Origin of the sequence: Lysinibacillus macroides (genome assembly GCF_001281525.1) — a bacterium.
Classification (GTDB): domain Bacteria; phylum Bacillota; class Bacilli; order Bacillales_A; family Planococcaceae; genus Lysinibacillus; species Lysinibacillus macroides.
Genome location: NZ_LGCI01000005.1, coordinates 225,760 through 237,746 on the forward strand (window position 1 = coordinate 225,760; position 11,987 = coordinate 237,746).

The window sequence follows — 11,987 nt, forward strand, 5'->3', positions numbered from 1 at the left end:
GAATGGCTGTTTATCATTTAATTTTCTTTTATATCTTTACGGTTTTTCTTTAACATTTTTGATAGCATCTCATAAACAATTGGTACAACCACTAAAGTTAATAGTGTCGAAGATAATAAACCACCAATTACAGTAATGGCTAAGTCTTTTGAAATCAGACCACTACCACCAGTACCGAATGCCATTGGAAGCATTGCACCGATTGTGGCAATAGCTGTCATCAGAATTGGACGTAAACGAGTGGCTCCTGCTTCTAGGATTGCTTCACGCATGTTAAGACCGTCATGTTCCATATGGATAATACGATCGACTAATACAATGGCATTTGTGACAACAATACCAATTAACATTAATAGACCCATCATAACCGATACAGATATTGTTTGGCCTGTTACAAATAAACCAACAAATGCCCCGATTACAGCGAATGGTAGGGAGAAGAGGATAGCGAATGGTGCTAAACCTTCACCAAATGTTACAACTAAAATAAAGTAGACAATCGCAATAGCCGCTAGCATAGCAATACCTAGTTTAGTAAATGTTTCTTGCATATCAGCAGCTACACCTGCCACGCCTGTTGTCACGCCTTTTGGTAAATCTAATTTATCGATTTTTTTATCAGCAGCAGATGTTGCTTTTGAAATATCATCATCGATAATAGTGCCAGCTACAGTTGCAAAGTACTCACCTTTTGAACGAGCTAATGCGTTAAGTGTTGTACCTTCCTCAACATCTACTAATTCGCCAATTGTCATGGTTGTACCTAATGCTGTTGGCACTTCAGTTGCTAACACATCATCAAGTGAAGTAGCTGCTGCTTTGGCATCACGTTGAACAATAACCTCGATATCTTTGCCATCATTTTTCACAGTTGTTAAAACTTCTTTTGTGGCATGGGTATTTAAAGCCATAACAATTTGAGCTGTTGTTAAACCGTATTGTAAAACATTTTTTTGTTCGACTTTTAATACATGTTCCACGTATGGGTCTTCATTGTCTGATTTAATATCTTCTAAGCCATCTATTTCTTTTAATGCACCTTCTACTTGATTAACAGCATCGCGTAGCTTATCTAAATCATCGCTGTATAATGTATAGCTGACTTCATTAGAAGACATACCGCCCATTGATGAGAAGTCTTGAGATTTCCATTCTCCTGTTTGCTCGATATTAAATACATAGTCTTCCACTTCTTCACGCGCTTTAGGGAAGTCTTCCATATCAGGATCAAAGATTAGGTACATTAATGCACCACCAGCACCGCCGCCCATCATCATTGCAGATGGATCGACATTATTGGCATCTGTGATGGAAACTTGTAAAATATCCACATCTTTGCGTTTCATTAATTCTTTTTCAACTTTTTCAACATTTGCTGCCGTTTCATCTGCTAGCTCACCTGTTGCAGGTGTATACGTTAAGTACATTACTTTTTCTTCCTGTGAGCCCATAAAGCTAAAACCAATTAATGGTGTTAAGGCGATAGACCCCACAAGTAATAAAATGGCAATAACGGATGTAATTATTTTATGGTTTAGGGATTTTTCTAAAACACCTCTATACCAAATAGCAAGCTTACCTACTTCTTTATGCTGGCTTTCTTGCTTCTCACCATATAACTTTTTACGGAATAAGAAGTGAGAGAGAGCCGGTACGATTGTGATGGCTACAATTAATGATGCACCTAGCGCAAATGTCATTGTTAGCGCAAATGGCATAAATAATTCGCCAACCATACCACCCACGAAAATAAGCGGTGCAAATACAGCTACCGTTACTAATGTGGACGAAAGAATTGGTTTGAACATTTCAATCGTTGCTTCACGAATAAGCGCACGACCTGTTAATTTTTCTTGTTTTAAATGGATACGTCGATAAATGTTTTCCACAACAACAATGGAGTCATCGATAACACGACCAATAGCGACGGTGATCGCACCAAGCGTCATAATATTTAATGTAATATCCATCCAGTTCAATAGCAGCAATGCCATAAACACAGAAACTGGAATAGAGATAATTGAAATAATCGTTGATTTGAAATCACGTAAGAATAATAAAATGATTAATACGGCGATTGCGCCACCAAACACTGCTTTTTCAATCATTGTGAACACAGAGTCTTCGATTGGAGCACCTTGGTCAAGAGAGATATCTACCTTTAAGCCGTCTAAACGTTTTTCTTCATCTTTCATCAGGTCTTTCACTGCATTAACCACAGTTACCGTATTTGCATCTTGACCTTTGACGATTTGAATGGCTATAGCATCCTTACCATTTGTACGTGAGACAGATTGTACTTTACCCTCTACTTCAATTGTTGCAATATCACCAAGACGAACGAATGGTGAAGGGTTTGTAGCTGAAGGTGTAACTGGAATTAATAATTCTTTTAACTCATCAACAGATTGTACTTTACCGTCTACTGAAACAGCCTGCTCACCAACAGTAAATTGATATAAACCAAGTGACAGTGACATATCACTTGCCTGAATCATTTGTTTAACAGTATCCTCTGTTAAACCAAGTGCCGCCATTTTTTCTTCATCATATTTGAATGATACTTGTTCAATATGCTGACCGGTGATCGTAGCAGAGGCAACACCATCAATTTTTTCAATCTTTGGTAATAAAATATCCTCTACTGTGGAAGTTAGATCCACAATATCTTCTTTAGAGCTACTTACAGATAGAGCGACGACTGGCATCATATTCATGCTGATCGCCATAATCGTTGGCTCTTGTGCTCCTTCAGGCAATGTTAGATTATCTAAGGCTGCTTCTAACTGACGCTTTTTTTCATCCATATCAATTCCGTAGTCGTATTCAACTTGAACTTGTGCTACGTTTGAGGAGGATGTTGAATAAACTGCCTTGACATCTTCTAAACTTTCTATAGACTTTTCAAATGGAATGGACAATTCATCCATTACTTGTTCAGGCGTTGCACCTGGATATACGCCCATTACAATTAAATAGGGAATCGAAATATCGGGTATTGATTCCATTTTCATTCTTGTACCTGAGTAAATACCAGAGGCAGTAATAATAATGGTTAATAACCATACTGCCAATTTGTTTTTCAATACAAAATTAACTAAACCTTTCACCTTTACACCTACCCTTAATTGACTATCTGAATTCAATTATTTATACTAATGACTAATCGGTCATTTGTCAACGAAATGCATTAGGAGAGAATTAAAAATATGTTAAAAAAGCAATTAATTATGGAGAAAGCCTTAGAACTTTTTTCTGAGCAAGGGTTTGAAGCTACTTCTGTCCAGCAAATTACAGAACGTTGTGGCATCTCAAAGGGTGCATTTTATTTGTCTTTCAAAACAAAAGATGAGCTTATGATATCGATGGTGGACTACTATTTGCAACAATTCATCATAGATATTGACCGAGTAGTCAAATGCGTGCCTAACAAAGAAACAATGCTGGTTGAATTTTACAAAAGTATTTTTCAAGCATTTAGGGAGCATTCTGCATCGTCGCGTGTGTTTCTAAATGAAAAGGCATTTATCGTAAAAAAAGAGCTATTTGATAAGGTAACAGCCTATGAAGCAGAAATGTCAAAATCAATTATTTATATGCTTGAGCAGCTTTATGGGGATACCCTACACCACACGAAATATGATGTGATGTATTGTATCAAAGGATTTATGAAAAGTTATGCTGAGCTTTTTATTTTTTCAGATATGCCTCTTGATTTAGAGCAACTAGCACAATCTTTAGCAGAAAAGACAGATATTATCGCGCGTCATACAACAATTCCTTTTATTACAGAAGAATTTGTATCATTGATTGCGAAACCCTATGAGAAAGAGATCACAAAGGATACTTTACTGCAGTTAATGGAACAAAATATGGATCATACAGAGGATTCCATTGAAAAAGAATCCCTTGAGCTTTTAAAGCAACAAGTAGAAAAAACGACTTACAGTAGAGCTATTATTAAAGGACTGATTGAAAATCTACGTCCAGATCCAGCCTATAACTGGATTGCTTATGTAAGTGCAAAATACTTCCATATTTGAGCGGTAGAATCGAATTGTTCACTAATACGGTGTGAACAATTCGATTTTTTAGTACGGCATGGATTGAAGAGCTTCAGCTGCACTCGGAAAGGGCTCTTGAATCCATAGTAATCGTTCTAGAAAATTTTTGACTTCAACTGGCAAATTTAATTCATGCTGCCAGGCTTTTTCTTGCTGACTCCTTGGTTCATAGCTGGAATAAAGCAAAAACAATAAAAAATGACCAACAAAGTAAAGATCACTAATATGATTTTGTGCTTGTTTCGGATTGCCAATCGTCGCAAGATCAATATTTTCTTTGAAAGGGGTAGCAAGACCAAAATCAATAATATGCAATTGTTTATTAACCAGTAAAATATTAGGAATACGTAAATCTCGATGCACAATACCGTGATTGTGTATAGCAATAATTTGTGTTAAAAGCTGTTTGGTAATAGCGAGTGACTGTGTCATAGTAAACTTTGCGCCATTTTGAAAAATAAGCTGTTCAAAGGTTTGCCCATTTATATAGTCCATTATAAAGAAGGGAATACCTTGAATCGTTCCTGTCATATGGATGGACGGAACATAGGGCAGTGATAATTGCTGCAATATATCACTTTCCTGTTTAAATTTATCAATCGTTTTCTGATGGCGTCCATGTTTAGGGCGCAAGCATTTTAACACAAATTGTTGTTGAGAAGAGCTTGTTTCAATTAAATAAGCACGACCATATGAGCCGTAGCCCAAAAATGCTTTAAATGTGAAATCTGGCTGTGCTGCTATAAAACGTTCGACTGTATGATCAAAGTTTTTTTCAAATAAACGTTTCCACCACATTAACTACTAAAAAAACTCATAGAGCTGAAAAAACTACGTGAGCTTTTACGTGACTTACGTTTATAATGCTTATGCCCATAATAATTATGACGTTGGGAATATCGGCGATGGCTACTAGATGAAGAATAACGTCGTTTGGATTTTCCGTTGAGTAGAGAATGAAGAATTTTATTCAGCATAAAAACGCTCCTTTTTGATGTTGATAGTACTATATACGCAAAACTAAAAAAGAGGTTTCAAAAATAAACGAGTTGTATTTAATTTTGTTTAATTTAGTCTTGGATGTTTTATTACTTTTCGGCGAACGGCAATAAAAAATGTTTATAAAAGTGGATCAGAGGACAGATAAAAAACAATTCGTAACAAATCAATTGAGCTTTGTGAAGATTTTTGTTTTGCTAAAACATAGAAAAAAGGCTGACTATGCTTGTTTATTAGCAGGGGGATCATACACTTTAATTACTTATTTTAGGGGAAGTAGATGATTATCAAAGTAATGACACGTTTAAAAAGTAAATAAGAAATTAGATGACCAACACCTACAAAGAAAGGACTTCAACATGCTTCTATATTCACTGCCATCGCTGGTGTGATGTTTGTTGTAGTAAGTGTGATTACTTCATTGAAGTGGGGTGCTGTGGGAAGACTTTTGTTAACAATAGAAAAATGCTAAAGCGCTGTTAAGTCAACGTTTTGGCATTTTTTATGAAGGAGAGAAGAGCTTCATCATTGAAAAATAAGGTTCAATCTTATTTAGGAGTAACTAATCACTTTGTCATAAAATAGTGCGATTATTTTCAGAAAGTTTTTTAAAAATATTTATTTGATATGTTATATATGCTATCATTTGTTCATTATTTCAATCATCTTTAAAATGATAATGATATTTTGTGTTAGTTTATATTACATAAAAAGGAGTGATTAATATGAATTTGTTTAGATGGACATCAATAAAAGAAAAAATAAATTTATGGTGGAATTATCAGTTGAATAAAAAAACGCTAAATATGAAAGAGGAGGTGTTTGAAAGTATTGCGAAAACAAGAGTCGGTTTACTAACTAGCTGGGCAAATGATCGATGGCTTTCCCTCGAAAATAGAGCACAGGTAATTATTCAAACCCCACCATCATTACTTAACTCTTTTTTACAGGAATCAAAAGAAAAAAGTACATATTTTACAGAATTATTTTTAGTGAATGAGGAATTTATTGTCTTCGCCTCTAGTTATATAGATCATATTGGTCAACACTATGATGCCGTACATCATCACATGTTAAAAAAGGCAATTCATCAGGTGATAACAACCAAGCAGCCCTTATTGTATGGACCATTTATTGACCCTCTAACCGAGAAAATCGGTGCTAGATCCTCCCACTTTCATGATGCAGTGACCTTATTATTTTTACAACCAGTGTTAGATCATGAACAACTTCACAGTGTATTAGTTGCACGTGTTCCTAATGATGTTTTAGGAGATTTAATACAACGTGAGGCTGGTCATATCTATCCGTTGTCAGGTGATAACTATTTGTTTATGGCGTCCTCAAAATTTGATGCTTCTATATCTGCTGGTGTGGCACTTTCGCGTAGTCGATTTGAAGACGGTACCTTTGCCCCTGGTGCTAACTTGAAGTCGGGTATTGAGACGAAGGATGGACATAAGGTCAAGATAAGCAATCATACAGAGCTTGAACTATTGTTTATAAATCCTGCCACTAAAAAGCTACATGCAGGAATCACTAGTACAATCCAACATGGACAACATATAAATGTTCACTTTCCAGGCTATGTCGATTATCGTCATGTACCAGTTGTAGGTAGTGGAAGACTTTTTCAATTGCCGCATTCTCCAGATGAATGGGGCATTATGTGTGAAGCAGATTTACAGGAAGTATATCATGAACGATCGATTGGCTTTCAATTAGCAAGTAGCTTTTTAGTCTTTATGTTAATGAATATTATCCTTTTTCATTTATTATTGTGGCTACAGTTGCCCAATCGTCTAATATTTTGTATGCATATTGTCTATGGTGCTATAGGAGCTTGGTATTTTATCGATAAGCGTTTAGCACCCATAACAACCAAGTTGGAGAATATGACAAGAATGGTGCAAAAGGTCGCTGAGGGTGCTGGTGATTTAACGATTCGTACACCCAAAAGCATGTTGACCCGTGATGAAATTGGGGATATGGCTCGTGCTTTAAATAACTTTGTTGATAGTCAGGGAGGGTTATTGGCAAAGGTGCAAAGCTCTTCAAGTGATGTTGAGATTACTAATCAAGAATTACAAAATCGCACAATGTATGTAGAAAAGGATTCACTAATTGTCAAAGAACATATGCAGGAAATGGACACTGCCATTCAATACCAGCTATATAGTGTTCAGCAAGCAATGGGACATATTGAAGAGATTCAGGAAAAAATAGAGACTATAGAAGTAGGGGCAGAGAAGCAATTAAAATTAGCACAGCAGCAGGTAGCGGGCATTAATAAGAAAATGACAAAAGTTGTCGATAAGGTACAAGCTACATCCCAACTTACCGCTACTTTTCAGCAGGCGGCCGATAGTATTAGCGATGTTGTCTTGTCGATTCAGGCAATTGCTGAACAAACAAATTTGTTAGCGCTAAATGCTTCTATCGAGGCAGCAAGGGCTGGTGAGCATGGGGCAGGCTTTGCAGTGGTGGCAGAGGAAATACGCAAGCTATCCATGCAAACCAAAAATGCTACCGAAGCCATTCATCTTACATTGCAGCTCATTGAAAATAGTTCAACTACTATCCAACAATCTATTAAAGCTAGTAGTGCTGAGGTGGAGCAGGGGGCAAACTTTATAAGTGGTGTACATGCTATGCTGATGGAACTATCGTCTACTACAACCAAAAATCATGAAATAGAGAAAATGAAAAATATCATTCATTGCATCGCAACAAGCAGTGAAAAAAATGTGGATATTGTTGCTCAAGTATCACAGGCAGCTGACAATATGATGAATCAAATAAAACAAGCTCGCTTTGATTCTGAACGCGCGTCCTTTGTGATTGGTAGATTGGCTCATGCAGTGTCCAAATTTAAAGTCAAATCAGAGGGAAATAACCTATAAAATAAGAGAAGCTATCTGAACAATGATGTTAACATAACTGTTCAGATAGCTTCTCTGTTAGAATATTAAATCTCCATAATAATCGGTAAAATCATTGGTCGACGTTTTGTTTTTTCAAATAAATATGGACCTAAAACATCTGTAATTTCATTTTTTAGCTCTGTCCATTGAGGTGTTTTGTTTTGGATTGTTTCATTTAAATGACGATTAAGCATTTTTTGTGCTTCATTAATCATCGTACCTGATTCACGCATATAGACAAAGCCACGTGAAATAATATCAGGACCTGAGACAATTTTTTGATGCTCCATATCAACACTTACTACAACAATGACTAAGCCTTCCTCAGAAAGTATGCGACGATCACGTAATACGATATTGCCGATATCGCCAATACCATTCCCATCAATGTAAATATCACCAGATGGAATACGGCCAGCTACATGCGCCTCATTGGCACTTAATGCTAACACATCGCCATTTTCCATAACAAATGTATTGTCAATTGGTACATCGCAATCTTCTGCTAGATGTGTATGCATTTTTAACATACGGAATTCACCATGAATAGGCATAAAGAATTTTGGCTTCATTAAACGAAGCATTAGTTTTTGTTCTTCTTGAGATCCGTGACCAGATGTATGAATGTTGTTTAAGGCGCCATGAATGACTTCTGCACCTGCACGGAACAATAAATTAATGATTTTATTAACACTCACGGTATTACCTGGTACTGGTGAAGAAGAAAAGATAACTGTATCGCCAGGCTGTATTTGAATCTGACGATGTGTCCCATTGGCAATACGTGATAAGGCAGCCATTGGTTCACCCTGAGAGCCTGTACATAAAATCATGACTTCATTTGCAGGAAGGCGATTAATGCTTTGGGCATCAATAAATGTATCCTTAGGAGCATTAATATAGCCAAGCTCACGACCGATGGTAATGGCATTATCCATAGAACGTCCAAAGACAGCGATTTTTCTGCCATATTTTATAGCAGCATCTGTTGCCTGCTGTAAACGATGAATATTTGACGCAAATGTTGCAAAAATAATACGGCTATCCACCTTACGGAAAATTTCATCAATACTCTTGCCAACCGTACGCTCTGACATAGTGAAATTAGGTTTTTCAGCATTTGTACTATCTGATAGTAAGCAAAGCACACCATCTCGCCCAATTTCAGCCATTTTTGTCAGATTAGCTGGCTCACCCACAGGTGTAAAATCAAATTTAAAGTCACCTGTGTGAACAATATTACCTGGTGGTGTTTTCACAACAATTCCGTATGCATCAGGGATACTATGTGTTGTTCTAAAGAAGCTCACAGATGTTTTTCTAAACTTAATGACGTCCTCTTCTTTAATTTCAATAAGCTTTGTTGTACGTAATAGGCCATGCTCTTCTAATTTATTACGCAGTAAGCCAAGTGCAAGCTTACCACCATAGACAGGGATATTTACTTGACGTAAAAGGTAGGGAATACCACCTATATGATCCTCGTGACCATGTGTAATAAACAGTCCTTTGATTTTATCGACATTGCGTACTAAATACGTATAATCTGGAATAACGTAGTCAATGCCGAGTAAATCATCTTCCGGGAATTTTATGCCAGCGTCAATTAAAATGATTTCATCTTGAAATTGAACGCCGTAAGTGTTTTTGCCGATTTCGCCCAGTCCGCCGAGCGCGAAAACAGCTGCTTGGTCATTCTTAACAAACTTCATGTTTGTTAAATTTCCTCCAAGACAAAGTTCGGACTTGCTTGCTCGTAATCTAAATAGTTACCTTCAAGCAGTTGAATGAACTCGATGTTGTAGTTACGGTCTTTTAGCTTTTGACGTACTTCGCGTTCTGAAGCAGCTTCAAGGTATAGACTTTTAGTATTTTCGCGAACTGGAATTTCATTTGCATTTTCTTGATAATAAACTTTGTAAATCATAGTTTGCTCTCCTTTAATTGCGTACAATTTTCTTGCACCGTTGACTACTACCACACACGTGCTACAAGAAAACAATGAATTTCTTTATTAAAAGAAATATACATTTGTAATTCTTGTATCTCCATGCTTCAACTGTGCACTATGTTTTAAAATTAGATAGGAAGCAGGGAGACAGTGGTTGTGTATAGCCAAATAAATGCATTTCCTTTATATTATCATGCACTTCCTCTAAAATAAAGAAAAGCCCTTCATTATTTGAAGGGCAAATGTTAGGCAATTGATTTTTTTCCGAGTACGCCACGAAGTTGCTTCAACAATTTCCGTTTGAGTTTCTTCAGCATGGCACATCACTCCTTAGGATCATTATAATAGAATTTACACTCTATGTAAAGTCATTGACCTTGAATGAATAATATTTATAGAGAGGGATAGTAAAATGAATAAAATTTTATTTTTTGATGTAGATGGTACGCTTTATAATAGTGAAAAAAAACTACCTGCATCCGCAAAGGAAGCTCTTTTAGAAGCTCGTCACAAGGGCTATGAGCTTGCAATTGCTACAGGGCGTGCACCATTTATGATTGAGCCTCTCTTAGAAGAGTTGGCTATCGATACGTATGTAACTTTCAATGGGCAGTATGTTGTCTATAAAGGTGAGGTTGTCTATACAAATGGTATTGAAAAAGAAGAGTTGACTAAAATCATTGCCTTTGGTGAGGCACGTAATGAGCCTGTAGTATTTTTAGATGATAAACGTATGATTGCGTCTGTTGGTGACCATAATATGGTAGCGGAAAGCTTAAATACACTTAAATATCCGTATCCAGTATTAGACTCATCTTATTATATGCATCATGCTGTCTATCAAACACTGATCTTTATGGAAGAAAAAGATGAACCCTTATATTGTGAGGCGTTCCCAAATGTCCAATTTGTGCGCTGGCATCGTTATTCTTGTGATATATTGCCAAAGGGCGGCTCGAAAGCACTAGGTATTGAAAAGGTCCTTGAGAGAATGGGCGTTACATTTCAGGAGGCTATAGCTTTTGGAGATGGCATCAATGATATGGAGATGCTGCAAGCGGTTGGTACAAGTGTTGCGATGGGAAATGGTCATGAGCGTGTGAAGGAAGTTGCACATCATATTGCCGATCATGTGGATCAGGACGGACTCGCCAAAATAATGCGCAAGCTAGCTATTATATGAATGAAACTTCAAATGGATAGAATATCTGAATTGGTGGATAGCTCTAATAAAGCTGAGGATAGATTGCCTCATAAAAGTTACGGATAGCTAAAACACAGCAACCTTGGCAGTTCATGAGTTCACTTCTGCCAAGGTTGTTGTGTTTAGTCACGCTCATAAGGGATGGAATTTGGAATTTCTGCAAATGGGTTTTCTTCATTTATATGGTCGTAAAACATAATGCCGTTTAAATGATCTAACTCATGTTGAAAGGCGATGGCCGGTAATCCTTTCAGGCGCATTTTTTTCTCTTCACCATCAATTGTTTTAAATTTTACTGTAATGCGAGCATAACGTGGTACATATCCAGGAACATTACGATCAACAGAAAGGCAGCCTTCTCCTGCCGTCAAGTATGTACTTTCAACGGAGTGGCTTACAATTTTGGGGTTGATAGCGACAAAGCTTAATTGTTCACCGTTTTCATCTGGTAAATGCAGAGCAAACATACGTTGTAAACTATTTACCTGATTAGCCGCTAAGCCAATGCCGCTACGCAACTTATATTCCTCCGCTATTTCAGGATCTTGGCTGTTGATTAAATATTGAAGCATATCTTCTGCAAGCTGTCTTGTTTCATCTGTTAAAGGGAATTTAACCTCTTCTGTTTTGATGCGTAAAGTCGGATGACCTTCGCGGACAATATCATCCATTAAAATCATAATAATCTTCCTTTCAACTTTGTAGTGCCTTATATATAAGTATACATCACGTCTGAAAACAATCACATGAAAAAAGAACTTATTTGAATATACTCAAAAAGTTTTTCTAATGCTATTAGATTTTCGGGAATAGGGTATTCTACTAGTGGAATAACTGTAGGTAAA

8 protein-coding genes are annotated in these 11,987 nt (G+C 36.7%); 3 read left to right on the forward strand and 5 right to left on the reverse strand.

Annotated features, from left to right (window positions below; genetic code table 11):
* Positions 1 to 17: 17 nt before the first annotated feature.
* Complete coding sequence (locus tag ADM90_RS03960; RefSeq protein ID WP_053993758.1) at positions 18 to 3,110, reverse strand: efflux RND transporter permease subunit; 3,093 nt, start codon at positions 3,108 to 3,110, stop codon at positions 18 to 20.
* A gap of 99 nt (positions 3,111 to 3,209) precedes the next feature.
* On the opposite strand from ADM90_RS03960, the gene ADM90_RS03965 reads away from it, so the two are divergent.
* A complete protein-coding gene (locus tag ADM90_RS03965; RefSeq protein ID WP_053993759.1) occupies positions 3,210 to 4,043 on the forward strand; it encodes a TetR/AcrR family transcriptional regulator in 834 nt (277 codons plus the stop codon).
* 48 nt (positions 4,044 to 4,091) lie between these two features.
* Here ADM90_RS03965 and ADM90_RS03970 read toward each other — a convergent pair whose 3' ends face one another.
* The gene (locus ADM90_RS03970) at positions 4,092 to 4,862 is read right to left on the reverse strand and encodes a serine/threonine protein kinase (RefSeq protein WP_053993760.1); all 771 of its coding nucleotides are present in this window, start codon (positions 4,860 to 4,862) and stop codon (positions 4,092 to 4,094) included.
* 926 nt (positions 4,863 to 5,788) lie between these two features.
* Between ADM90_RS03970 and ADM90_RS03975 the strand changes: the two genes are divergently transcribed.
* Positions 5,789 to 7,966, forward strand: a complete 2,178-nt coding sequence (locus tag ADM90_RS03975) for a methyl-accepting chemotaxis protein (protein ID WP_053993761.1) — start codon at positions 5,789 to 5,791, stop codon at positions 7,964 to 7,966.
* Between the two features lie 65 nt (positions 7,967 to 8,031).
* Here ADM90_RS03975 and rnjA read toward each other — a convergent pair whose 3' ends face one another.
* Entirely contained in the window at positions 8,032 to 9,699 is a 1,668-nt protein-coding gene (gene rnjA / locus ADM90_RS03980) for a ribonuclease J1 (protein WP_053993762.1), read from the reverse strand.
* Between the two features lie 5 nt (positions 9,700 to 9,704).
* Positions 9,705 to 9,914 carry a DNA-dependent RNA polymerase subunit epsilon gene (locus ADM90_RS03985; protein ID WP_053993763.1) on the reverse strand — a complete coding sequence of 70 codons (210 nt, stop codon included), beginning with the start codon at positions 9,912 to 9,914 and terminating at the stop codon, positions 9,705 to 9,707.
* 436 nt (positions 9,915 to 10,350) lie between these two features.
* Between ADM90_RS03985 and ADM90_RS03990 the strand changes: the two genes are divergently transcribed.
* Positions 10,351 to 11,121, forward strand: coding sequence for a Cof-type HAD-IIB family hydrolase (locus ADM90_RS03990; RefSeq protein ID WP_053993764.1), 771 nt, complete (start codon positions 10,351 to 10,353; stop codon positions 11,119 to 11,121).
* A gap of 143 nt (positions 11,122 to 11,264) precedes the next feature.
* Here ADM90_RS03990 and def read toward each other — a convergent pair whose 3' ends face one another.
* A complete protein-coding gene (gene def / locus ADM90_RS03995) occupies positions 11,265 to 11,822 on the reverse strand; it encodes a peptide deformylase (protein WP_053993765.1) in 558 nt (185 codons plus the stop codon).
* Positions 11,823 to 11,987: the final 165 nt, after the last annotated feature.

Bases quoted from the DNA above. Each gene is read 5' to 3' on its own strand.
- def (WP_053993765.1), bottom strand. From the start codon at position 11,822: ATGATTTTAATGGATGATATTGTCCGCGAAGGTCATCCGACTTTACGC.
- ADM90_RS03975 (WP_053993761.1), top strand. From the start codon at position 5,789: ATGAATTTGTTTAGATGGACATCAATAAAAGAAAAAATAAATTTATGG.
- rnjA (WP_053993762.1), bottom strand. From the start codon at position 9,699: ATGAAGTTTGTTAAGAATGACCAAGCAGCTGTTTTCGCGCTCGGCGGA.
- ADM90_RS03970 (WP_053993760.1), bottom strand. From the start codon at position 4,862: ATGTGGTGGAAACGTTTATTTGAAAAAAACTTTGATCATACAGTCGAA.
- ADM90_RS03965 (WP_053993759.1), top strand. From the start codon at position 3,210: ATGTTAAAAAAGCAATTAATTATGGAGAAAGCCTTAGAACTTTTTTCT.
- ADM90_RS03990 (WP_053993764.1), top strand. From the start codon at position 10,351: ATGAATAAAATTTTATTTTTTGATGTAGATGGTACGCTTTATAATAGT.
- ADM90_RS03985 (WP_053993763.1), bottom strand. From the start codon at position 9,914: ATGATTTACAAAGTTTATTATCAAGAAAATGCAAATGAAATTCCAGTT.